This window comes from Parasaccharibacter apium (genome assembly GCF_002917995.1).
Classification (GTDB): Bacteria; Pseudomonadota; Alphaproteobacteria; order Acetobacterales; family Acetobacteraceae; genus Bombella; species Bombella apis.
In genome coordinates this window covers 268,975-291,401 of record NZ_LMYH01000003.1, presented here as the reverse complement: position 1 = coordinate 291,401, position 22,427 = coordinate 268,975, and the positions used below count along the sequence as shown (strand labels likewise).

At 58.9% G+C, this 22,427-nt stretch carries 18 protein-coding genes; 12 read left to right on the top strand and 6 right to left on the bottom strand.

Annotated elements, in window-relative coordinates; genetic code table 11:
* Positions 1 to 235 precede the first annotated feature (235 nt).
* Positions 236 to 1,768: a carbohydrate porin gene (locus ASO19_RS02020; RefSeq protein ID WP_103765273.1), complete on the top strand. Its 1,533-nt coding sequence runs from the start codon at positions 236 to 238 to the stop codon at positions 1,766 to 1,768.
* 168 nt (positions 1,769 to 1,936) lie between these two features.
* On the top strand, positions 1,937 to 3,286 hold the full coding sequence (locus ASO19_RS02015; RefSeq protein WP_081562818.1) for an outer membrane beta-barrel protein: 1,350 nt from the start codon (positions 1,937 to 1,939) through the stop codon (positions 3,284 to 3,286).
* A 9-nt stretch (positions 3,287 to 3,295) separates the two neighbouring features.
* On the opposite strand, the gene queF is transcribed toward ASO19_RS02015, so the two are convergent.
* Positions 3,296 to 3,784, bottom strand: a complete 489-nt coding sequence (queF, locus tag ASO19_RS02010; RefSeq protein WP_043558053.1) for a preQ(1) synthase — start codon at positions 3,782 to 3,784, stop codon at positions 3,296 to 3,298.
* A gap of 153 nt (positions 3,785 to 3,937) precedes the next feature.
* Between queF and typA the strand changes: the two genes are divergently transcribed.
* Both typA and ASO19_RS02000 read left to right on the top strand, forming a co-directional pair.
* Complete coding sequence (typA, locus tag ASO19_RS02005) at positions 3,938 to 5,758, top strand: translational GTPase TypA (RefSeq protein WP_043558056.1); 1,821 nt, start codon at positions 3,938 to 3,940, stop codon at positions 5,756 to 5,758.
* Between the two features lie 82 nt (positions 5,759 to 5,840).
* Positions 5,841 to 6,773 carry a Dam family site-specific DNA-(adenine-N6)-methyltransferase gene (locus tag ASO19_RS02000; RefSeq protein ID WP_103765272.1) on the top strand — a complete coding sequence of 311 codons (933 nt, stop codon included), beginning with the start codon at positions 5,841 to 5,843 and terminating at the stop codon, positions 6,771 to 6,773.
* Here ASO19_RS02000 and ASO19_RS01995 read toward each other — a convergent pair.
* On the bottom strand, positions 6,762 to 7,505 hold the full coding sequence (locus ASO19_RS01995) for a helix-turn-helix domain-containing protein (protein ID WP_219811867.1): 744 nt from the start codon (positions 7,503 to 7,505) through the stop codon (positions 6,762 to 6,764). The genes ASO19_RS02000 and ASO19_RS01995 overlap by 12 nt on opposite strands.
* Positions 7,492 to 7,743: a helix-turn-helix domain-containing protein gene (locus ASO19_RS01990; protein WP_103765271.1), complete on the bottom strand. Its 252-nt coding sequence runs from the start codon at positions 7,741 to 7,743 to the stop codon at positions 7,492 to 7,494. The genes ASO19_RS01995 and ASO19_RS01990 overlap by 14 nt, the downstream gene beginning before the upstream one ends.
* 217 nt (positions 7,744 to 7,960) lie before the next feature.
* On the opposite strand from ASO19_RS01990, the gene ASO19_RS01985 reads away from it, so the two are divergent.
* Entirely contained in the window at positions 7,961 to 8,254 is a 294-nt protein-coding gene (locus tag ASO19_RS01985; RefSeq protein ID WP_043558466.1) for a putative quinol monooxygenase, read from the top strand.
* An 87-nt stretch (positions 8,255 to 8,341) separates the two neighbouring features.
* Here the strand turns inward: ASO19_RS01985 and ASO19_RS01980 are convergent, their stop codons facing one another.
* The gene (locus ASO19_RS01980; RefSeq protein WP_043558469.1) at positions 8,342 to 9,370 is read right to left on the bottom strand and encodes an NAD(P)/FAD-dependent oxidoreductase; all 1,029 of its coding nucleotides are present in this window, start codon (positions 9,368 to 9,370) and stop codon (positions 8,342 to 8,344) included.
* Between the two features lie 189 nt (positions 9,371 to 9,559).
* Between ASO19_RS01980 and tsaE the strand changes: the two genes are divergently transcribed.
* The 6 genes from tsaE (at position 9,560) to ASO19_RS01950 (ending at position 19,535) form a co-directional block, all read left to right on the top strand.
* Positions 9,560 to 10,030 (top strand): tRNA (adenosine(37)-N6)-threonylcarbamoyltransferase complex ATPase subunit type 1 TsaE, encoded by a 471-nt coding sequence (gene tsaE / locus ASO19_RS01975; RefSeq protein WP_043558472.1) that lies wholly within the window; start codon positions 9,560 to 9,562, stop codon positions 10,028 to 10,030.
* Positions 10,030 to 13,101 carry a double-strand break repair protein AddB gene (gene addB, locus ASO19_RS01970; RefSeq protein WP_103765270.1) on the top strand — a complete coding sequence of 1,024 codons (3,072 nt, stop codon included), beginning with the start codon at positions 10,030 to 10,032 and terminating at the stop codon, positions 13,099 to 13,101. The genes tsaE and addB overlap by 1 nt, the downstream gene beginning before the upstream one ends.
* 2 nt (positions 13,102 to 13,103) lie before the next feature.
* A complete protein-coding gene (gene addA / locus ASO19_RS01965) occupies positions 13,104 to 16,817 on the top strand; it encodes a double-strand break repair helicase AddA (protein WP_103765269.1) in 3,714 nt (1,237 codons plus the stop codon).
* 243 nt (positions 16,818 to 17,060) lie between these two features.
* Positions 17,061 to 17,390, top strand: a complete 330-nt coding sequence (gene trxA / locus ASO19_RS01960) for a thioredoxin TrxA (protein ID WP_043558061.1) — start codon at positions 17,061 to 17,063, stop codon at positions 17,388 to 17,390.
* A 121-nt stretch (positions 17,391 to 17,511) separates the two neighbouring features.
* Positions 17,512 to 18,702, top strand: a complete 1,191-nt coding sequence (gene rnd / locus ASO19_RS01955) for a ribonuclease D (protein WP_103765268.1) — start codon at positions 17,512 to 17,514, stop codon at positions 18,700 to 18,702.
* 146 nt (positions 18,703 to 18,848) lie between these two features.
* Positions 18,849 to 19,535: a GcrA family cell cycle regulator gene (locus tag ASO19_RS01950; protein ID WP_103765291.1), complete on the top strand. Its 687-nt coding sequence runs from the start codon at positions 18,849 to 18,851 to the stop codon at positions 19,533 to 19,535.
* 94 nt (positions 19,536 to 19,629) lie between these two features.
* On the opposite strand, the gene ASO19_RS01945 is transcribed toward ASO19_RS01950, so the two are convergent.
* Complete coding sequence (locus ASO19_RS01945) at positions 19,630 to 20,130, bottom strand: bactofilin family protein (protein ID WP_258036086.1); 501 nt, start codon at positions 20,128 to 20,130, stop codon at positions 19,630 to 19,632.
* A gap of 251 nt (positions 20,131 to 20,381) precedes the next feature.
* Here ASO19_RS01945 and ASO19_RS01940 point away from each other — a divergent pair, with 251 nt between their 5' ends.
* Positions 20,382 to 21,368, top strand: a complete 987-nt coding sequence (locus ASO19_RS01940) for an adenosine kinase (RefSeq protein WP_103765266.1) — start codon at positions 20,382 to 20,384, stop codon at positions 21,366 to 21,368.
* A gap of 81 nt (positions 21,369 to 21,449) precedes the next feature.
* Here ASO19_RS01940 and hpnK read toward each other — a convergent pair whose 3' ends face one another.
* Positions 21,450 to 22,286 (bottom strand): hopanoid biosynthesis-associated protein HpnK, encoded by an 837-nt coding sequence (gene hpnK / locus ASO19_RS01935; RefSeq protein WP_103765265.1) that lies wholly within the window; start codon positions 22,284 to 22,286, stop codon positions 21,450 to 21,452.
* Positions 22,287 to 22,427: the final 141 nt, after the last annotated feature.

Below are 22,427 nucleotides of genomic sequence, written 5' to 3'. Positions count from 1 at the left end.
ACGACTGATCTGGTATAGACAGATTTCACCACTGGAAGTCAGCGATAAAATTTATATAAAGGGACGGTGTCATCCTTTGCCGCAGTGCCGCTTGTGGCCTGTCTGGCATTGTCGTGCTGAAGGCTGCCATGGCGCATCTGGCCTTCAGGTTCCTGTCCTGATCAACGGCTATGAAGGCTAATCTATGCGTGGAATGTGGCAAAAGGCTGGTACAGCAGCAGTAGGTGTCGCTTGGATGCTGGGAGCCCATGCCGTTTTTGCGCAGGATGCTGCCGGGCCGGCTGCCGTGAAGGAGAAAGCGGCAGCAGGTGGGGAGATCACGACGGCCCAGAGGGATGAGCTGTTGAAGGAACGGAATTACGGTGCGCCTGCAAGGGATGAGCAGCGTGCTTTCGGGTCCGTGCCTCTCCCGATCCCGGGTGACGTCTTCTCCCGCGGGGCCAGTGAGCAGGCTTCACCAGAGAAGCAGAAGGGGCTTTTCCCCAACAGCTGGCACGATTTTGCCAATCAGGATGGTTTTTTTGGTGACCCTTGGGGCGCACGGAGCTGGCTGGCCGATCATGGCGTGACGATCGGCGGGCGTTACTTTCAGGACACCGCAGGCAATCCGTTCGGGGGGAAATCCCGTGCGGTCCGCTATGCGGATGAAGAGGCCCTGTCTCTGGATTTCAACCTGAAGAAGCTGCTGGGCGTTGCCTTCAATGCGGGCACACTGCACTTCCTGACACTGGCCCGTCAGGGGGCCGGGCTGGGAAACACGTTGCCGGCTGTTGACAGCCCGATGGAAATTTACGGGGCCGGTGAGACCATGCGCCTTGGCCGCCTCAGCTGGGAAATGCACTGGAACAAGTACGTACATACCGAGGTTGGTGAGATCAACACGGAGAATGACTTCGAGCAGTCTTCCACCTATTGGGGGGCCAACCTGTACTGCCAGTTCCAGAACAACGGCATCTGCGGGATGCCGCAGTCCATTGCCATGAATTCGGGTTACGGCTTCTATCCGACGGCCCATCCCGGTGCGTGGATCAAGCTCTATCCGGCGGGGAATGACCATTATCTGGTGCAGTTCGGGGCTTACAGTGTGGACCCGACGATCACCGGCGTGCGGAATGGCTGGAAGATGAACCTGCACGGGGCGACAGGTACCTATCTGCCGTTCCAGCTGGGCTGGCATCGGGGCGGGACGGATGATTATAGCGGCCCGTTACAGACGAACGTGAAGATCGGCGGCTATTGGGACACGTCCGAGGTCAAGAACGTCTATGGCCAGATGGGAACATATTACATTCCGGCTTCTGCGGCGCAGGATGCGCCCGTCTCCAAGGTGAGGGGCCGGTTTGGTGGGTGGTTCCAGTTTGACCGCATGTTGCAGCGGGATGGAGCGGACCCGCACCGGGGAACGGCGTTTTTTGCCTCCTTCACATGGGGCGATCCCCGCACGGCCATTGCGCCCTATTTTGTGACGGCGGGTATTACCCGGAAGGGAACGTTCGCCAGCCGCCCCAATGATACAATCAGTTTTGGCATGAAGGCCCTCTGGGCCAATCCGAAGGTCACACACTGGATCGAGCATCTCCAGCACACGGGTCGGGGTGCCGGGCTGTATGCTCCGCATTCGGAAGAAGCCATCGAACTCAATTATGGATACTGGCCCACACGCTGGCTGCTGCTGCGGCCCGGCTTGCAGTATCTCTGGAGTCCCGGTGCTCTGAAACGGTACAAGGATGCCATGCTGATTGATCTGGAATCAGCCATTTCTTTCTGAGGTCATCCCGCCTGCTGCAGGTCACAAAAGGTCGTCTTTGGGACGGCCTTTTTTCATTTTCGGCAGCAGAATATCACTTTTCATCCCATTCTGTCTGTTCTGGATATTGTCCCGCTTTTCAGAAGGTGGATATACTTACGATACCGGAACAATAGGTGGGGTGGCTCAATGCGGTATTGGCAGTATCTTCTGGTGGTCGGGGTGTGCGGTGGAGCTGTGTCATGGCTGGAAGGCGCACAGGCCGCTCCCAGCGAGCAGGGGGGGCCCGTTCAGGCCACGCTGGCCGGCACGTCCTCTTCTTCCGTCCCGGCAGCTCCATCACCTGCCCCGGTGGCGGCCCCCAGTGCCGTCCAGCCTGCCGCACCGGCCGGGAAGAGCTGGTTTTCCGACATTGATGTCGGTCTCCAGATTGAGGGCGGGGCCATGGCCAATACCGGCCATCCTGGAAATGGCATGAATTTCGGTCAGCTTCTCCAGTCCCACAGTGATACGGGGATGCTCAATCAGGTCGCCCTGACCATCACCAAACCCGTTGACCCGATTGGTGACGGTTACGGGCTGGGGGCGAACATCCAGATGCTTTATGGTTCTGATGCCAGAGCTTACGTCATCACGGGGATTTCAGACCGCTGGCTGGATCATCATCGCTACCAGCTTACCCCCATTCAGGCCAACATCGCCCTGCATATGCCGTGGCTGACGAAAGACGGGCTGGACATGCAGCTGGGCATCCTGTCCTCCCCCATGGGGGTGGAGGTGCTGAATCCGGCAGGGCGGGCCTTCTACACCATGTCCTATACGGCGCAGTATTCCAATCCGTTCGAGCATGTCGGCTTCTATGGGCAGTGGCACCTGAATTCGCATTACGCTGTTCTGTTCGGGATGGATGCCGGGAACCAGAAATCATTTGGCCGGGGCAACAACAATGGCGAACCGGCCGGTTATGTGGGCTTCAATGCCAGCCAGCTGGCAGGAGGTGCCCTGTCCCTGACCTATCTGCTGCGGGTCGGGCCGGAAGACCCCCGCCGTGCGCTGGGCAGCCACAGGGCGCATGAGGCGCAGCGTTTCTGGAACGACCTCAACGCCACATGGCAGATCAACCCCAAATGGAGCCTGACAGCCGAGGCCACGCAGGTTCATGATGAGGGGCTGGATGCCAATACATGGAGCGGCGTCATCTGGGGAGCCTATGCGGCAACATCCACCCTGACCTTCAATGCCCGGGCGGAAGTCTATCGGGACAGCACGGGCCAGTTTGTCGTGCAGTACCCGGAGGACACAGGCTATGGCCGGTCACTGCTCGGCCTGCCCGCCCGGACCTACAGCGCCCCGGCAACGACGTATGGCGACCTGTCCTTCAATGCCGTGTGGCGGCCGAATATCGGCCATCATGTCAAGCTGCTTCAGATCCGTCCGGAAATCCGGTTTGACCGTTCGTTGAACAACACCCGGCCTTTTGCGGATTTCCGGCATCAGAACCGTATTCTGATTGGCGGAGACGTGACGCTCGGTTTCTGAGGGGGAATTTCAGCCACGCCCCCGGTATCCGGGCACATCCTGTGCGGGAATCCAGACATCGTCCGGGGCGGGGCCTGTCTGCCAGAAGACGTCGATCGGCATCCCGCCACGAGGGTACCAGTAGGCCCCGATGCGCAGCCATTCCGGGTCCAGCAGTTCGACAAGGCGTGTGGCGATGGTTACCGAGCAGTCTTCATGGAAGGCTCCGTGATTGCGGAAACTGGTGAGGTAGAGCTTGAGGGACTTGCTCTCCACGATCCAGTCCCGTGGGATGTAGTCGATGACGATATGGGCAAAGTCCGGCTGTCCCGTCACCGGGCAAAGGGAGGTGAATTCCGGAGCGGTGAAACGGACAACATAACGCCGCCCTTTATGGGGAGCCGGGACACGCTCCAGCTCGGCGGTTTCAGGCGACTCCGGCTGTACGGTCTGTCGGCCAAGCTGGCTGAGGCTTTCCGTGCCGGGGGCGGTGGGGCCTTTGGGGGGATGGGTGGTCATGAAACGGCTCCTTTTCTGCTGGAATGAGAAAGATGAAGGCATGAAATACGATGCTGCATGGCTTGATACACGGTTCGGATTTGCAAAAAAATCAGTTTCGGTGCAGTAAGGGCACCATTCTGTCCCAATCTGTCACTTCCTGAAAGATCGTCCATGGACATCCGTAACATTGCCATTATTGCCCATGTCGATCATGGGAAAACAACACTCGTGGATCAGCTGCTCCAGCAGTCCGGCACTTTCCGTGAGAATCAGGCCGTCACCGAGCGTGCGATGGACAGCAATGATCTCGAGCGTGAGCGCGGGATCACCATCCTGGCCAAATGTACTTCCGTCGTGTGGAAGAACACCCGTATCAACATCATCGACACCCCGGGCCATGCCGACTTCGGTGGTGAGGTGGAGCGCATCCTGAGCATGGTCGATGGGGCCGTGATTCTGGTGGATGCCGCCGAAGGTGCCCTGCCGCAGACCAAGTTCGTGCTGGGCAAGGCCCTGGCCCGTGGTCTGCGCCCGATGGTTGTCGTCAACAAGGTGGACCGTGGCGATGCCCGCCCGGACGAGGTGCATGACGAGGTGTTTGACCTCTTCGCCGCCCTCGGTGCCAATGACGAGCAGCTGGACTTCCCGATGCTGTATGCGTCCGGCCGCCAGGGCTGGGCGGATACGGAGCTGGAAGGCCCCCGTGAGAACCTGCACCCGCTGTTCGACCTCGTCCTGAAGCATGTGCCCAGCCCGGGCCTGGACAAGGACAAGCCGTTTGCTATGGTCTCCACCATTCTGGAGAGCGACAACTTCCTTGGCCGTATCCTGACAGGCCGCATCGAGCAGGGCCGTGCGAAGGTGAACATGCCCATCCGTGCCCTGCGGGCTGATGGCAGCGTGGTCGAGACAGGCCGCATCACCAAGCTTCTGTCCTTCCGTGGTCTGGACCGTGTGCCCGTCGAGGAAGCCGAAGCGGGTGACATCGTGGCCATTGCCGGTCTCTCCGAGGCCACCATTCCCGACACGCTGGCCGAGCCGTCCATCGAGGAGCCGCTGCCCTCCACACCGATCGACCCGCCGACCCTTTCCATGACCTTCCGCATCAATGATGGTCCGCTGGGTGGTCGTGAGGGCAAGAAGGTGACGTCCCGCCAGATCCGTGACCGTCTCTTCAAGGAGACGGAAGGCAACGTGGCCATCAAGGTGACGGACAGCCCGGAAAGCGAGGCTTTCGAGGTTGCCGGTCGTGGTGAGCTGCAGCTGGGCGTGCTGATCGAGAACATGCGCCGTGAGGGGTTCGAGCTGACCATCGGCCGTCCCCGTGTGCTGTTCCGTGAGAATCCGGAAACGGGTGAGCAGGAAGAGCCGTTCGAGGAAGTCGTCATCGATGTGGACGAGCCGTATTCTGGCGTGGTCGTGGAGAAGATGTCCCTGCGCAAGGGCGTGATGCAGGACATGCGTCAGTCCGGCGGTGACAAGGTCCGCCTGACCTTCATGATCCCCTCCCGTGGTCTGATCGGCTATCACGGCGAGTTCCTGACCGACACCCGCGGGTCCGGTCTGATGAACCGTCTCTTCCACTCCTACCAGCCGCATGCTGGTGCGATTGAAGGCCGCCGCAACGGCTCCCTGATCTCTGCCGAGGATGGTGCGACGACTCCGTATGCGCTTTTCTCCCTTCAGGATCGTGGGACGCTCTTCGTGGATGCGGGTGAGAAGATCTACACCGGCATGATCCTCGGTGAGCATTCCCGTGAGAATGATCTGGAAGTGAACGCCGTGCGTGAGAAGAAGCTCACGAACATGCGTGCCTCCGGCAAGGATGATGCCGTCGTGCTGGTTCCGCCCCGCAAGATGAGCCTCGAGCAGGCCATTGCCTACATCGAGGATGACGAGCTGGTGGAGGTCACGCCGTCTGCCATCCGTCTGCGCAAGCGTTATCTGGACCCGCACGAGCGCAAGCGTGCCGCCCGTGGTGCGAAGGGCTGAGGCCCGGACTTCCGTTTTGGGTCATGAAAAAGGCCGGGGCGTCTGCTCCGGCCTTTTTGTTTAAGGTAAGGCTTGATTTCTGATGACTTTAAGTATCATACTGACTTCCATGCTTAGGAAGCCTTTGTCTATTCAACCAATTCCATATCAAGGTAGCAAACGTGCCTTGGCTCCACGTATTTGCAGTTTATTTCCTAAAGGGGTGAAGACATTATATGAACCGTTTGCTGGATCTTCAGCAGTTACGCTGTTCGCTGCAGCGCATGATCTAGCAGAGAGTTTTGTTATTGGTGACTGCTACGGTCCTTTGACTAAATTATGGAAATTGATAATTGAAAATCCGTTAGAGCTTTCGGAAAGATATACTGAGCTTTGGAAAGCTCAGTTTGATGTGGGACCGTCTCACTTTAAGGACATTCGGACTCAGTATAATGAGAATAATGATCCAGTTTTTCTTTTGTATTTAATTGCTAGATGTGTCAAGAATGCAGTTAGATTTAATAAAGAAGGAAAATTTACTCAGTCTGTAGATAAAAGGCGTACTGGTATGAAGCCTGATCGTTTGTCACGAGTTGTTCGTGATGTGAGTGGATTACTTAAGGGACGAACGATTATATTTCATGGTGATTTTTTAGATTGCTTGGATGGGGTCTCGGAGGACGATCTAGTTTATATGGACCCGCCATATCATGGAACAACTTATGGGGCTGATAAGAGGTATGCCGCCGGGCTGGAACGAGAGCGCCTTATAGAAGGTCTGCACTATTTGGATGAAAAATTTATCCCTTACATTTTGTCATATGATGGTCAGGTAGGAAATAAGGTGTATGGGGAACCTTTGCCCTCTACCATTAAGGCTGATCGTTTAGCTATTCATGCAGGTCGTTCATCTCAAGCGACTATAAGTGGAATTTGTGCAGAGACTATTGAGAGCCTTTATGTTTCTCGCTCTCTGAAAGTGAAACAGGCTGATATATGTCGTATTCAGGGACAACAAGGTCAGTTATTTTTCTAGTTTTTTCTTTATAAAATCAGGGAGAGAAAGTTTAGCTTTCTTTGCTTGTTGGAAAAGACGATCGTATATGTCTACTTCTTGTTCGCTCCATGTTATATCGATGCGTCTGAATGGAGAGCCTGCGATGTGTGTGTATTCTTCAGGTGAAGACCAATAGCACGATTTACAGAAATCTATGGAGCGTGTTTCCAAGAAATTGGGACAGTGTTCGCAGGCCCAACTTTTTTGTCGATTAGATGAAGAGTCTAGAAGCATGAATGATGCTAAATTGAGCGGACTGTCGTTATCACCAGAAATTTCATAGGGGATTCGATGGTCTATTTGTAAATATGCTTCTGGCAAGAGTGTATTAGAAATTGCATCACGAGAACCATATCGTTTAATAAGGTCCTGTTTTAATTTTTTGGGGAAAGCTTTTCTTCCACCAATGCGGCCCCTGATAATTTTTGATGGATCTCCAAAAGTATAAGCTGCTATCCTTCGGTTGGTTTTTAGAGAAGTAATTTTGTGAGTATTCAGAGGGACGCCATTTTCTCGTACGTCTCTGATAGCTCTAGGTGGGTGATCATAACCGTATTTTTCTTTCAATTCTTCAGTGGTTATGAATCCATATTCTAAGATGTGTTTTATTACTGTTCTGGCGCGTTTTGCTTGAATATTGTTGCACAGATCAAGCATAGTCTGATTTAGTGATGAGGCGGGCGTTTTTTTGATATTTTCAATGTGATTCATGTTTCATCTCAAGTAAATCTGATGGCGAAGCATTTAAAGCATTAGAAAGAGCTTCCAATGTTGCAAGCGTTATGTTTCGTTCAGATCGTTCAATTGAACTGATATAAGTCCTGTGGTACCCGCAGATATCAGCAAGCTCTTCTTGAGATAAGTCCATATTCAATCGCAATCTCCTGATGTTATAGGCGACTACATTTCTTAATGACTTGCTGTCTTTCTTGGTATACTTCCCATTCATGATGCTTTTTCTTTTATTTTAGAGGTTACTTTAAGTCTACAGACTTTAAGTATCATTATCTTTGAAAGTATAATTTTCACTGTTTGAATTTTTTTATAAAGGAGAGATTTTTATCCAAAAACAATCAATAGGTACTAATTATTTATACGATCATTTTAATTTCTAACTCATCTTCACTATAATAAGGTTACTCTATTAGAGAAAAGGGGAAAATGTCATGACCAAGAGTCTCTATGCGACCATGAAAGCCCTGCCCGGCCATCGGGAAAAGGTGGCCAGCCTGCTGACGGCTCTGGCCGAGAACGTGCGGGCCGAGCCGGGTTGCGTGCGGTTCGTGGTGTACACGCTGGAAGATGAGCCGGACCTGTTCCATGTCGAGGAAAGCTACCGGGATGAGGCGGCCTTCAAGGCCCATATGGGGACCGAGCATGGCCGTGTGTTCAACAAGGCCATCGAAACCCTTGTTGAAGGTGGTGCCTCCAGGGTCGTGTTCCTGAAGGGCGTTGCCTGAACGGGGATCACCCGACAGACGAAAAAAAGCAGGTGTCCCGTCATAGGGCACCTGCTTTTTTCATGGGCGGTGGGTGGGGGAGCCGTATCAGGGCGTGCCCGGCTGGCCCCGGCTTGTGGAATGTTCAAAGCGCAGGGCCTTGTCAGGATGGGCGACATGGTGGGCCGCATGGGCGGCCACGGCTCCCTCCGAGAAGCCCTGAAGGATCAGCTTCATCTTGCCGGGATACTGGGCCACGTCGCCAATGGCGAAGATGCCTTCCAGACTGGTCTGCATGGTGGCGGGATTCACGGGGATGGTGCTGCGCTGTGTCTCCAGCCCCCATGCGGCCACCGGGCCAAGGTCGGTTGAGAGACCGTAGAAAGGCAGCAGCACGTCCGCTTCCAGAGAGCGGACCGTGTCATCCATGGCGATGAGGTCCACATGGGTCAGCTGGCCGTTTTCGCCCTTCAGGCCGTGCAGCTGGTAGGGAACGGCTTTTTCGATGGCCCCGGCGGTGATCTTGGCCTCGATCTGCGCCAGTGTCTCCGGTGCCCCACGGAAGCGGTCCCGCCGGTGGACGAGATAGACCTTTTCGGCAATGTCGGAGAGGGAGAGGGCCCAGTCCAGCGCAGAATCTCCGCCCCCGGCCACAACGATGCGCTTGCCGGTGAAGTCGGCCCGTTTTTTTACATAATACTGCACGGCCCCGCTGCGCTCATAAGCGTCCAGCCCGTCCAGCGGAGGGCGGTTTGGCCCGAAGGCACCAGCACCGGCAGCGATGATGATGGCCTTGGCATGGATAGTATCGCCACGCTCATTCTTCAGGGTGAAGGCCCCCGGCCCACCTTCCAGATGGCTGACCCGGCTGCCGAGAAGGCGGGGCACGTTGAAGGGAGCGATCTGCTCTTCAAGGGCGGCAATCAGGTCACCTCCGGTGATGGAGGGATGGGCCGGAATGTCGTAGATCGGTTTTTCCGGGTACAGGGCCGCACATTGCCCGCCCACACTGTCCAGAACATCCGTCAGGATGCAGTCCAAGCGTAACATCCGGCATTCAAAGGCGGCAAAAAGTGCCGTGGGGCCTGCGCCAATGATGGCGACATCTGTCGTGTGGGAAGAAGCTGCATGTGTCATGCTGGTATTCATAAGCATTTTTTTGCCGCTCGAGTAGAGGTTTGTTTGGCCATGTGAGCCCGGAACAGGCTCCATTGGCTGGTCTGCTGAGAGAAACGGCCGGGGGTTGTGGGGCTCCCTCTTGTGTCCGGGGGAGGCTTCAGCAATGCTGGCGCCTGTTACGGGTAGCGATACGGGGCGTTGTGTCTGATGGACGTGCATCTTTCTTCTCAGCAGCAGACAGTGCTTCTGGCACGGCATCTTGCGGACATGGTGCGACAGGGGGACTGTTTGGCCCTTCAGGGTGAGATGGGAGCCGGCAAAAGTACGTTTGCCCGGGCACTGATCCGCCATATGGCTGGTGATGAGGCTTTGGAGGTCCCCAGCCCGACCTTTGCGCTTGTCCAGCCTTACGAGACGAAAGCCGGAACGGTGTTCCATTATGACCTCTGGCGACTTTCCGGGCCGGATGAACTTTATGAACTCTCATGGGATGATGCCTGTGAAAGCATCATGCTGGTGGAGTGGCCCGATCGTGCTGAGGATATGCTGCCAGCCGGGGCCCTGCATCTGACATTTGCGCAGGGGACCGGCGAGGAGGCCCGCATCGTGACCCTGCATGGCTGGCCGGAGGAACGGTTGAAGGCCCTGTCCTCTTTTTCTGAAGGGAGGAGAGGCTGATGGGACAGGCACATCCGCTCAATATTGCAACCATTCCGGCATCCTGTCCGTTTCTGGATACGGTCGTGCAGAACTGGCTGGAGCGTGTGGGGGTGGAGGCTGGCCCGGACGGGCGCAGCGGTGGTGACAATGGCACGATTCTGGTGCCTGGCCGCCGTGTGGCCCGTGCCTTGATGGAAGCCTTCCTGCGGGTTCTGGATGGCCGTCCGGCCCTGCTGCCTGCCATCGTGGCTCTGGGAGATGTGGAGCAGCAGAGCCTGTTTCCCATGACGGTTGATGAGACTGTTCCGCCTTCTGTGGGGCCGGTTTTCCGGCTGGCCATTCTGGCCCGGCTGATTCTGGCGGCACCTTTTTTCACGACCGTATCAGGCCGGGACGGCGGTACGATCGACCGGGTCTGGCCGCTGGCGCAGGCTCTGGCAGAGCTGATGGATGATGCCGAGCGGAATGGTGTGGACTTATATGAAGCCCTGCCGAAAGCCGTGGCTGATGATTTTGCCGGACATTGGCAGAAGACGCTGGAGTTCCTTCGGATCGTCACGGAAGCATGGCCTGCCATTCTACGGGAGGAAGAGCGTAGCAACATCATGGCCCGTCAGGTCGCCCTGATTGAGGCGCAGGCCCGCCTCTGGGCGGATATGCCGCCGGATTATCCGCTCTGGGCCGTAGGCTTTGTGGATGGGTCTGCCGGGGTGGCCACGGCGCTGGAGGCTGTGGCGGCCCTGCCACGAGGCATGGTGGTCTTTCAGGGGCTGGATTGCGGCATGGAGGATGAGTGGTGGAACCAGCTTCCTCCCACCCATCCACAGGCCCTGTTTCGTGAATTCCTGTCCCGGGCCGGGATAAATCGGGCGGATATTGCCATATGGGGATATCCGCTGCGGCCGGAGCGGGAAAATCTTTTCCAGCATGTCATGTTGCCAGAGGCAGGCATTGCCTGCTGGGGGCAGCCGGTGGGTGATGTCCGTCCTTCTGGCATCAGTCTGCTGCCAGCAGCGGATTCGCAGCAGGAAGCGCAGGCCATTGCCCTGATCCTGCGGGACGTGGCCAGCCAGCCGGGGCGCTCCGGTGCTCTTGTGACGCCGGATCGTGGTTTGGCCGACCGTGTCCGGGCGGAGCTTCTGCGTTTTGGTATCCATGCGGATGATAGTGCAGGAGAGCCGCTGGTCCGTACCCCTGCGGCCGTATTCCTGCGGCTGATCGCCCAGGCCGTGACGGCCCGGTTCAGCCCGGTGGCATTGCTGTCCGTTCTCAAGCATCCGCTGGCAGCTCTGGGGGGGAGTCCCGGCCGTGCCCGGGCCAGTGCCCGCCTTCTGGAAAGGCGGCTGCTACGGGGGCCGGCTCCCCAGCCGGGGCTGGATGGACTGCGCCATGCTCTTGAGGCTTTGCAGGAGGCGCAGCAGACGGATAATGGCTATCAGGCTGATGCACCAGACAGCCCGGAACGCCTCGCAATATTTCTGGACAGGATGGAAGAAGCGTTCAGGCCCCTGCTGGGGCTGGAGTCAACCGCCCGTGTGCCAGAGCTTCTGGCTGCCCTTCTGGAGACAGCCGAACAGCTCGCAGCGGTGGAGGGTGAGGGGTACGGGGCTGACCAGCCCCGCCCTGGGTCCCGCCTCTGGCTGGGGGAAGATGGCGGGGCCCTGTCCCGGCATTTCGTGGAGCTGATGAGCCATACGGGGGACTTGCCACCCCAGCCCCTGAGGGCACTGGAGGGGTTTCTGACGGCCAGCATGGCGGGCAAGACTTTGACAGGGCTGCGGGGCTACCAGGGGGGTGTGGAACTCGCCCATCCCCGAATCTCCATCTATGGCGTGCTGGAAGCCCGCCTGCTGGCTTTTGATACCGTCATTCTGGGAGGGCTGAATGAAGGCAGCTGGCCTCCCGCAGCGGAATCCGGCCCGTGGATGAGCCGCCCGATGCGCCAGCGTGTCGGCCTGCCGTCACCGGAGCGGCGGATTGGTGCACAGGCGCATGACTTTGTATCTGCTGCCCTGTCGTCGGAGCAGGTCATCCTGTCCAATGCCCAGCGGCGGGAAGGGTCACCCGCCGTCCCGGCCCGGTGGCTGATGCGCCTTTCAGCGTTTCTGGAAGGGAGGCAGATCACGCTTCCCGTTCACCCGGCACTGGCGTGGCAGACCATGCTGGACATGCCTGCCGGGGAGGCAAAGCCCGTAGCTCCCCCCAAGCCACGGCCTCCCCTGTCTCTGCGCCCCCGGCGGCTGAGCATTACCCAGCTGGATACGCTCAAGCTGGACCCCTACACCATCTATGCCCGTCATGTGCTGGGGCTGAAGGTTCTGGCCCCGCTGGAAGAAGGGGCGGAACACGCCGATTACGGGAAGATCGTCCATACGGCTCTGGAGCGCATGATCAGGGAGCATCCCGGTACATGGCCGGCCCATGCGGCACAGATTTTGCACCGTCATTTTGATGATGCCCTTGATGAGGCTCTGGTGAATCCGGCTCTTGCCAGCTGGTGGCGGCCTCGCCTGCATCGTATTGCCGACTGGGTACTGGCGCAGGAGGAGTGGCGTCGTGTAGGGCGGTTGAACTGTACGTCTCATACAGAGGTCTCTCTGGCCTATACGCTACGGGGCCTGCCGGGTGGTGACTTCCATATTACAGGACGGGCCGACCGGATTGATCTGTGGAATACGCCGGGGCAGGAGGACACCACGGGGCGCATCCTTGATTACAAGACAGGAACACCCCCTGAAAGCAACGAGGTGATCGCAGGCTGGTCATCCCAGCTGGTGCTGGAGGCTGCCTTTCTGAAGGAGGGTGCTTTCGAAGGCCTGCCTGCCGTGGAAACGGACGCGTTGGCCTATTGGAAACTGAGCGGCGGAGAGGAACCCGGCAAGGAAGTGGTCATTCCCTCCGTGAGGGCAGAAGTGACGCTGGGTGATCTGGTTGGCCCGGCTCTTGAGCAGCTGCGGACTCTTCTGACGGATTATGACGATCCATCCCGGCCTTACCGGTCTCAGCCATGGGCAGGGAAAGAGCACCGTTACAGCGATTACACCCAGCTTGCCCGTGTGGCGGAATGGCGTCTGGCAGGAGACGATTAAGAATGATCCAGCTTGCATCACAGGGACAGGATAACCATCAGCGGGCCCTGAAAGAGGCCAATACGGCACAGAAAAAGGCCTCGAATCCCATGGCTTCCGTCTTTGTGTCGGCCTCGGCAGGGTCGGGGAAGACAAAGCTGCTGATTGACCGGCTGTTACGTCTCATGCTGCCACTGGAACAGATTGGTGAGGATGGGCAGCCTGTCCTTCTGGACGGGTCGGAGCCTTCCCGCATCCTGTGCCTGACCTATACGAAAGCCGCTGCCGCTGAGATGGCGCATCGTCTGCAAAGCCATCTCGGTCGCTGGGTGTCTCTTTCAGATGAAAGACTGGGAGAGGCACTGACTGCACTGGATGTGCCCAACACGGCTGCTACACGGGAGTGTGCCCGTGGGCTGTTCCTGAAAGTGCTGGATGCGCCGGGCGGTTTGCAGATTGAAACCATTCATGCCTTCTGCCAGTCCCTTCTGCGGCGCTTCCCACTGGAGGCAGAGCTGGACCCGCATTTCGTCCTGATGGAAGAGGCGGACGGACAGATGGCCCTTCGCCGTGCGCTGGAGGACAGTCTGGCGCAGAATCAGGACCCTGTGCAGGTTCTGGCAGGCCTGACCGGTTTTGACAGGCTGATGGGCCTGCTTGGGCAGTTCAATGCTCAGTCAGGTCTGCTTCAGCCCCTGTTGCGGCTTTGGGAGATGTGGCCGGAGCGGGTGCAAGAGGCCTATCAGGGGCTTCTTGATGTAGGGAGCGAGTTTTCAGAGGTTCTGAAGGTCGAAGCCTGCCAGCTGGAAGATGAAGCGGCATGGCGGGCGGACATTCAGGCAGCTTTGCCGCAGCTGGCGCCTTCCAAAAGGGAAAAGTTCGAAACGTTCCTGAGATGGCTGGAGTGTGATAATCCTGCCGAGCGGGATGATGCCTTCCTGCTGTCGCTCCTGTTCACGAAGGAAGGCGGGGTCATGGACATGAGCCGCCATCTGGGGGCCAAGGCCCGCAAGGCGGCCCCCGATTTGGTACAGCGTCTTCTGGATGAAGCCAGACGCCAGCAGGAGATGCAGGAGCGTATCCGTATCCAGCGGCTTCTGGAGATCAACACGGCTTTTCTGTCCCTTGCCCTGCCGGTCATGGGGCGTTTTGCCGATGAGAAAAGAAACCGTGGCACGGTCGATTATAATGATCTGATCGCCCGGACGAGGGCTGTCCTGCGGGAGCCGGGGGCAGCATGGGTGCTGTACAAGCTGGATGGCGGTATCGACCATCTTCTGCTGGATGAGGTGCAGGACAATTCCGGCCTGCAATGGGAAATTGCCGGGGCCCTGACGACAGATTTTTTCTCTGGTTCCGGCGTGCGGGAGGACATGCCCCGTCCCCGGACCATCTTTGCGGTGGGGGATTTCAAGCAGTCCATCTACAGTTTCCAGGGCGCAGAGCCGGAACAGTTCCACAAATGGCGGCAGGAATTCGCTCGCCGTGTGAAGAATGCCGGTCTTCTCTGGGAGGAACCTCAGCTCAATGTGTCGTTCCGGTCCCTCTCGCCGGTTCTGAAATTTGTTGATGCCGTTTTTGCGGGAGAGGCTGCACGGGACGGCCTGCGGGAGCCGGGGGAAGATGGCAGGCTCATCCACCGTTCGGCCCGGTCCGGCGGTGGGGGGCGTGTGGAGCTGTGGCCTCTGGTACCTGTGGATGGTACAGTCGGAGAAGTGCCTGATCCATGGCGTGCGCCGGAGAAGAACGAGGATCAGCGTAGCACCCAGCAGCGTCTGGCCGATGCGCTGGCCACGCATATACGGGCGCAGATCGGCCGTCCGCTCCAGTCGGACACGGCCCCGCTGAAGGCCGGAGAGGTGATGATTCTGGTGCCCAAGCGCTCCGCCTTCCTGCGGGCGCTGATTCGGGCTCTGAAGGCACGGGGTGTGCCGGTGGCCAGCTTCATCAGCAGCGGGCTGGTGGAGCAGCCAGCCGTGCAGGACCTGATGACCCTTTGTGATGCGCTGCTTCTGCCGCAGGATGATCTCAGCCTGGCCAGCGTGCTGACATCCCCCCTTGGTGGGTTGAGTGATGAGTCTCTCATGGCCCTGGCCACGGCGGATGGGCAGCGGCGTGAGCTGGGGCGGGGCGGGATGCCGCTCTGGAGTCTTCTGGCCCGGCGGCATGAGGAGCGGCCGGAATGGCGGGCGGCATGGGAGCGGTTGCAGGCCCTATACAAACGTGTGGATTATGATTCACCCTACGAGATTCTCATGCAGGCGCTGGGTGTGCAGGGGGGACGGACCCGCCTTCTGGCCCGTCTTGGTGCTGAAGCTGCCGAACCGGTGGATGAACTGTTGACGGTCGCCCTGACATATGAAACCCAGCATCCGCCATCCCTCCAGGGTTTCCTGCACTGGCTGCGTGCCAGTACGGTGGAGAGCAAGCGTGAGGTGGAGGCCGAGATTGATGCCGTGCGCATCATGACGGTCCATCGGTCCAAGGGGTTGCAGGCCCGTCTGGTCATTCTGCCTGATATGACAGGTACGGCTGGCCGGCCTGACCCTCTGCTCTGGACAGAGCTGGATGCCGATATGCCGGAGGGTGGCCTTGCGGATGATGCGTTACATGGGCCGCTCTGGATACCACAGGTCAAGATGGGGACGGAGCGGACACGGGAGCTTCTGGCACACCAGCAGGCCCGCCAGAAGGAGGAGAAGAACCGTCTGCTCTACGTGGCTCTGACACGTGCCAGTGATGCGCTGCTCATCTGTGGCTGGAAGCCCAAGAAGAACAGCAGTCAGAGCTGTTGGTATGATCATTGTCTGGCTGGCATGAACCGTCTGAAAGAGCAACTGGGAGAGGAGGCTGTCGGTTCGTCCGGGGATGGGCATGATGATCTGGAGAGTCTCTTCCGGATGGGATTGACGGTGAAGGATGAACCTTTCGCAGGAGACTGGGAGGGGGAAAGTCTTGTGCTGGAGATGCCCGTCATGGCTTCGGCAGTAGCGGGGATACGTCCCGATGCGGCGCCGGTCCGGCCTGCTCTGCCTGCCTGGATGGGGCAGGCACCGGACTGGCAGGTGACCCCTGCCCCCCATGAGGATGCCCTGGCCCGTCCTCTGGCCCCAAGCCGACCGGAAGCGGCGGCCTATGGGCCATTGCCTGCGGCCCGGTCCCCTTTGGAGATCATGCGGGAGGGGCTGGTCATTCCACAGCCGGCCCGTCGCCGTCAGGATGCCATGGAGCGGGGGACGCTGGTCCACAGGCTGCTCCAGTTCCTGCCGGACCTGCCCGCATCAGAGCGGCGGCTGAAGGCCGAAGCATGGCTGCGGCATACCATGCCGGGGTTGGCGGAGGAGGACGTGACCAGTCTGGCAGGGCATGTGGTTTCTGTCGTGGAGATGGATGTTCTTGCGCCGCTTTTCGGGCCGGGGAGCCGGGCCGAGCAGGGTGTGTCCGGTACGCTGGGCCGCCCGGGGGACGGGTCGGGTCGGGTCGTGCTGGGGCAGGTGGACCGCTTCCGCTTTGATGGACAGACGGTCTGGCTCTGCGATTACAAGACGGGCCGCCCCCCATCCCGGCCGGAGCGTGTACCATCGGCCTATCTGGGGCAGATGGCCAGCTACCGGCGTGTCATGCAGGGGCTGTATCCCCATTGTCCCGTGCGGTGTTTCATTGTCTGGGTGGATGGGCCTGCCGTGACGGCGCTGCCGGAGTCTCTGCTGGATGTACAGGAAAACCTCCCCCGATGACCGGGGCATGGCATGATGTCTGTTACCCTCTGTTTATCATAGAGAAAACATATTACGCTGCACGGCAATACCTGTTTCTCAAGTAGATGGTCCATCTGCGAAGGTAACAGTACCGGAGAAGTCATGATTTCATGAGGGCGTATGAGGCCCCGGTCATGGTGGGGTGTGCTGCTGGTCACTGCGTCTGATCTATGGCAGAGACACTACAGGTGAGATCGTGTTTGTGTGGGGAAGGATCATATCATGAGCGAGCATACAGTAGCTGTGACGGATCAGAGCTTTGAGGCGGATGTCCTGAAGGCTGAGGGATTTGTTCTGGTGGATTTCTGGGCAGAATGGTGCGGTCCCTGCCGTATGATTGCCCCGGCGCTGGATGAGATCGGCAGGGATTACAAGGGCCGTGTCACGGTGGCAAAGGTGGATATCGACTCCAACCCGGAGACCCCGACGACCTTCGGTGTGCGCAGCATTCCGACGATGATCCTCTTCAAGGCGGGCAAGCCGGTTGCCCAGCAGATGGGCGCCCTGCCGAAGAGCCAGCTCAAGGCATGGCTGGAGGCCCATATCGATTGATGCCGTTTTGCTATGGCGGATGGCATGAGGCCCGGATGGCGGGGGTTACCCTGCTGCCGGGCCGTTTTCATAAAGGGGGAGCGCATGAGGGAGATGGTCAGTTTCCGGCAGACGGTGTAGAATGGCCGCCATGTCAAAAAAGCCCGATTTTCCTGCCCCTGTCATGATCACTACCTCGGCTGGGGTAGCATCCCTCTGTGAGAAGCTGCGTCACGAAGCGTTCGTGACGGTGGATACGGAGTTTGTGCGGGAAAGAACCTACTGGCCCCGCCTGTGCCTTGTCCAGCTTGGTGGTTGTGAGGATGTTGCCCTGATTGATGCCTGTGTGCCGGGCATTGACCTGTCTCCCTTGGCGGCTCTTCTGGCAGAGCCTGCGTGCGTGAAGGTTTTTCATGCTGCCCGGCAGGACCTTGAGATTTTCCTCCATTTATTCGACCAGCTGCCCGTCAATGTGTTTGATACGCAGGTAGCAGCCATGGTGGCCGGGTTTGGTGAGCAGGTCGGGTATGACAATCTCGTGTCTGCCATGACAGGCCAGGGCATCGACAAGTCACACCGTTTCAGCGATTGGGCAGCCCGGCCTCTTTCAAAGGCGCAGATCGCCTACGCCAGTGCGGATGTGACCCATCTGCGGGTCATTTATGAAAAGCTGTTGGGCCAGCTGGAGGAACAGGGCCGCCTGCCCTGGGTGAAGGATGAGCTTGCGGCTTTGGGGGAAGTCAGCCTCTTCCGGCCGGATCCCAGAGGGCTCTGGATGAAGCTGAAACCCCGCACAGGCAACAGGAAGGTACTGGCCGTCCTGCGGGAGGTGGCTGCATGGCGGGAAGAAGCGGCCCAGCAGGCGGATATGCCCCGCCAGCGAATCATTCGTGATGAAAGCCTGCTGGAGATTGCCGTGGCCCGTCCGCATGATAGCGGGACGTTGGCACGGATCCGTGGTGTCACGGCTGATTTTGCCAGAAGTGATCTGGGGCGTGATCTGCTGGCTGCCGTACAGCAGGGGGAGCAGTGCCCGGAGAGCGAGCGGCCGGAACTGCCGCACAAACGCAAGGCGGAGCGGCCCCGTGCGCCTTCCGGTGTGCTGGCTCTGCTCAAGGTTCTTCTTACGGCCCGGAGTGAGGAAGGGCGCGTGGCAGCCCGGCTGATTGCCTCCTCGGATGAGCTGGAGCGTCTGGCGCAGGGGGAGACGGACCTGCCGGTTCTCAAAGGATGGCGGGCCGAACTGTTCGGGCATGAGGCGCAGGCCCTGCTCCGGGGGGAGAAGGTTCTGTTTGTCAGTAAAGGCCAGTTGCAGGTCGTGGACAGGGGATGAAGCCCTGTTGCCCGGAAACTGCGCTGGTGGATGAGCCACACGGCAGGTGAGGAGATGGGGCCGGTTTTGGGTTGGCCCGGTTTCTGCTAAGCATGGTGGGAGACCGCCATGGCTGTGTGCTGTGGGAACGAGTGGAGAAAACGTGGATGGCTATGGAATGGACAGATGAGCTGATCGCGCGGCTCAAGGAGCTTTGGGAGCAGGGTCTCTCAACGGCTGAGATTGGCCGTCAGCTTTCTATTACGAAGAATGCGGTCGTTGGCAAGGCTCATCGCCTTGGGTTGCCGCCTCGTCCGTCTCCCATCCGCAACAAGGCCGCAGCGGAGGGCTCTGCCAAACCGGCACGTACCCGGACCCGCAAGGCCGAGGCCACATCTGAGGCTGTGGAGGAGAAGGCCGCCTCCGCAGCGCTTGCCAAGCCTGCGGAGAAGAAAAAGGCTGCGGCTCCCAAGGTGGTGAAAGTGTCTCCTGCTGCTGCGGAGGAGCCGGCAAAACCAGCCAGTGTCAAGGCGGACAGACCGGCCGGAGCCGAAAAGCCAGCCAAGGCATCAGCTCCGAAAGCAGCTGCAGCGGCTCCTGCTGAAAATCCCAAAGCAGCCGAGCCAGCGGCACGTCCGGCAGCGCCGGTCGCCCAGCGTAAGGTGGCTCCGCCGCGGCGTGTGCGTGATACGATCGATCGCACCTTGCGGCAGGGGCCGACATGCCAGTGGCCTCTCGGAGATCCCGGCACGCCAGACTTCCATTTCTGCGGTGCCACACCACTGCCCGGCAAGCCTTATTGTGCGGAACATGCCGCCATTGCTTATGTGAAGATTCGGGATCGTCGTCACTGAGAGCGTGACTGCGGCTTGCGGGCTGTCATGAAAAAGGCTGCCATCCCGTGCAGGAATGGCAGCCTTTTCCGTTTCCAGATGATGAGGGGGCAGGTCAGCTCTTGGGCTTGCCTGCTGGGGCCTCGGCCGTTTCATGGGGGTGGTTGTGGGGATGGTCTTTCGTGCCAGGCAGTGGTGCGGTGATCATGCCCAGCTTGCCGGTGATCTGCCCGCCTTCTTCCACCTGCAGGCGACGGCATTCCGCATCACCAAGCAGGCGTCCGCTGGCCCGAATGGTGAGCGTGTTGCGAACGGTCAGTTCGCCCTCCAGCGTACCGGAGACTTCTGCACTTCCTGCCTCGACCTTGCCACGGAAGCAGCCGTCTGGGGCGACGGCGAGCTCCTTGACGGTGAGGTGGTCTACCTCAAGCGTGCCTTCAATGATGAGGCGTTCGATGTTTTCGACAGTACCACGGATGGTGATGCCATTATGGACAACCAGCGTACGGGCATTATCGGTGTAGCCGCCTTTGTCCTGACCACTGAAGCGGCTGGAGGAAGCCCGTTGGCGGGGCGCAGAACCGGGCATGGGGGAGGGAGGCGTGGGAAGAGACATGATTTCCTTTGGTCGGGTGGTTGGAGTGGGCTGCATCACGGCAGAGCGGTTGAAACATGATACCGGAACACCGTTCCAGCAGGTGTACGACCCGGATAGAGCCAGAAGATGTTTCTGGCCAGGTGGCGGGACCAGTAAAGGGGGCTTTTTCATAACCTGTCAATGCCGGGTGGCAAAGAGGCATTGATATGCCCGCCACGGGCGTTATGGTATCAGGCTGATCGCCTGAAAACGAAAGAAAGTCGCCGTTTATGTCTTCCACTGCTCCCAGATATGACCTTCTCTGCATTGGCAATGCCATTGTGGATGTGCTGGCCACCGTCAGCAGCGAGATGCTGGCCGAGTTTGGTGCCACTCCGGGCAGCATGACCCTGATTGATGCCCCCACGATGGCACGGATCGAACAGCGTATTCGTGTCGAGCAGGTGGCCGGTGGGGGCTCGGCTGCCAACAGTGCCGTTGTGGCTGCCCGTATGGGAACGAAAACGGCCTATCTGGGCAAGGTAGCTGCTGACAGGGCTGGTGAAGAGTTCACGTCTGACATGAAGGCGCAGGGCATTGCCTTTCCGTCTGTTCCGCTCGCCGGTGAAGAGGGAATCCCGACGGCCCGTTGCATTGTGCTGATTACGCCGGATGGTCAGCGTACCATGTTCACCTATCTGGGCGCCTGTGTGGAGTTCACCCCGCAGGATGTGATGGCCGATGTCGTGTCTGGCTCGGCCATCACCTATCTGGAGGGGTATCTGTTCGATCGTCCGCAGGCGCAGGAGGCGTTCTATCAGGCTGCCCGTCTGGCCCATGAGGCGGGGCGCAAAGTGGCCCTGACACTCTCAGATGCGTTCTGCATCCAGCGTCATCAGGCGGCGTTCCGTTCTTTTGTGTCGGAATCGGTTGATATCCTGTTTGCCAATGAAGGGGAAATCCTGGCCCTTTACGAGACGGAAGATTTTGATGAGGCACTGAAGGCTCTCTCTGGGGATGTGGCGCTGGGTGTCGTGACACGGGGTGAGAAAGGGGCTGTCGTGCAGGCTGGTGCTACACGGCATGATGTTCCGACAAAGCCTGTGAAGGTTGTTGATACGACGGGGGCCGGGGATGCTTTCGCTGCTGGCTTTCTGGCTGGATATGGCCGGAAGCGGTCTCTGGTGGAGTGCGCCACGCTGGGGAATGAGGCCGCAGGCCATGTCATTGCCCGTCTTGGAGGCCGCCCTGATGAAGGCTTCGCCCTGAAAGCCTGAGGCTCATGCAGCCGGGATAGAGAAAGGGCCAGCCCTGCGGTTCGAGGGCTGGCCTTTTTTGCAGGTTGTGGATGGGGAGGGTCAGAGAGCACCCCATGTGGTGGTCTGTATGTTGTGGGCAGCGAGCAGCTCTCTTGTCGCAGGGCTCGTGAGTGTGGCGAGTTCCTGTTCGGGCTGATAGCCGGGCATGAGGCTTGCCATCTGGCTGTTCTGGCCTTTTGCCGGATGAAAATAGATTTCACTGATACCAGGTGGCAGTTGTGGGATCAGTCTGTGGATGCGTTCTGGTGTCATATGGCCGGACCAGCGCAGGCCAAAGCAGGAATCATTGGTTTTCATGCCAGTGCGGCGAATCTGGTGGCGCAGGACACGGGTCCACTGCTCCAGGGCCTGGTCGCCAAGACTGGGCGTTTCCCCCAGTGGGTCGGCAGGTTCCATGGGAGTGCGGATGGCTCGCAGTCCGTAGGTTCTGCCCGTCTGGATCATCATCTGCCCGATGGTTGGGTGCAGGTGCATGTGTTTGTGGGCATTGGCATGATCCAGTTGCAGGCCTGTACGGGCGAACTGCTCAAACTGGGCATGGATTTCCTTTTTCAGGGCAGCACGTGTGGTGGGCGAGAAAAAATACTGGAGGCCCAGCTGTAGCTGATTGCTGCCAAACCAGCCCTTCTGGTCCGTAATGATGGGGAGGTGCAGCAGGGAATCCCCTTCAATGACGACCAGATGAAGCCCCAACCGCAGGTTGGGCAGTCTTTTTGCCCGTCGCAGGGCATCCTCAAAGGCAGGGGCGGCCACCATGAGGCTGGCTGTGCTGAGGAGACCATTGCGGTGGGCTTCCTCGATTGCTTCATTGACTTCCACGCTCATGCCGAAATCATCAGCAGAGAAAATGACGCGGCGGGGGGAGGAAACTGTCATGGTCTGGCTCGTGGGAGGAAGGTGAGAGGGTGGCCCTGTGTGGCAGTGGGCCCGCATGATGCCTCAATCAGGCTCTTATGTGAATGTCAGGGCATGTCATGAAAAAGGCGGCCTCTGGTGAGGCCGCCTTTTCCCTGTTCA

What these genes read in the sequence shown, in the direction of transcription:
- typA (WP_043558056.1), top strand. Translation starts at nt 3,938, where the DNA reads ATGGACATCCGTAACATTGCCATTATTGCCCATGTCGATCATGGGAAA.
- addB (WP_103765270.1), top strand. Translation starts at nt 10,030, where the DNA reads ATGGGACAGGCACATCCGCTCAATATTGCAACCATTCCGGCATCCTGT.
- ASO19_RS02000 (WP_103765272.1), top strand. Translation starts at nt 5,841, where the DNA reads ATGACTTTAAGTATCATACTGACTTCCATGCTTAGGAAGCCTTTGTCT.
- ASO19_RS02015 (WP_081562818.1), top strand. Translation starts at nt 1,937, where the DNA reads ATGCGGTATTGGCAGTATCTTCTGGTGGTCGGGGTGTGCGGTGGAGCT.
- ASO19_RS01995 (WP_219811867.1), bottom strand. Translation starts at nt 7,505, where the DNA reads ATGAATCACATTGAAAATATCAAAAAAACGCCCGCCTCATCACTAAAT.
- tsaE (WP_043558472.1), top strand. Translation starts at nt 9,560, where the DNA reads ATGGACGTGCATCTTTCTTCTCAGCAGCAGACAGTGCTTCTGGCACGG.
- ASO19_RS01945 (WP_258036086.1), bottom strand. Translation starts at nt 20,130, where the DNA reads ATGTCTCTTCCCACGCCTCCCTCCCCCATGCCCGGTTCTGCGCCCCGC.
- addA (WP_103765269.1), top strand. Translation starts at nt 13,104, where the DNA reads ATGATCCAGCTTGCATCACAGGGACAGGATAACCATCAGCGGGCCCTG.
- ASO19_RS01940 (WP_103765266.1), top strand. Translation starts at nt 20,382, where the DNA reads ATGTCTTCCACTGCTCCCAGATATGACCTTCTCTGCATTGGCAATGCC.
- ASO19_RS01980 (WP_043558469.1), bottom strand. Translation starts at nt 9,370, where the DNA reads ATGACACATGCAGCTTCTTCCCACACGACAGATGTCGCCATCATTGGC.
- ASO19_RS01985 (WP_043558466.1), top strand. Translation starts at nt 7,961, where the DNA reads ATGACCAAGAGTCTCTATGCGACCATGAAAGCCCTGCCCGGCCATCGG.
- ASO19_RS01990 (WP_103765271.1), bottom strand. Translation starts at nt 7,743, where the DNA reads ATGAATGGGAAGTATACCAAGAAAGACAGCAAGTCATTAAGAAATGTA.
- ASO19_RS01950 (WP_103765291.1), top strand. Translation starts at nt 18,849, where the DNA reads ATGGCTATGGAATGGACAGATGAGCTGATCGCGCGGCTCAAGGAGCTT.
- trxA (WP_043558061.1), top strand. Translation starts at nt 17,061, where the DNA reads ATGAGCGAGCATACAGTAGCTGTGACGGATCAGAGCTTTGAGGCGGAT.
- rnd (WP_103765268.1), top strand. Translation starts at nt 17,512, where the DNA reads ATGGCCGCCATGTCAAAAAAGCCCGATTTTCCTGCCCCTGTCATGATC.
- queF (WP_043558053.1), bottom strand. Translation starts at nt 3,784, where the DNA reads ATGACCACCCATCCCCCCAAAGGCCCCACCGCCCCCGGCACGGAAAGC.
- hpnK (WP_103765265.1), bottom strand. Translation starts at nt 22,286, where the DNA reads ATGACAGTTTCCTCCCCCCGCCGCGTCATTTTCTCTGCTGATGATTTC.
- ASO19_RS02020 (WP_103765273.1), top strand. Translation starts at nt 236, where the DNA reads ATGCTGGGAGCCCATGCCGTTTTTGCGCAGGATGCTGCCGGGCCGGCT.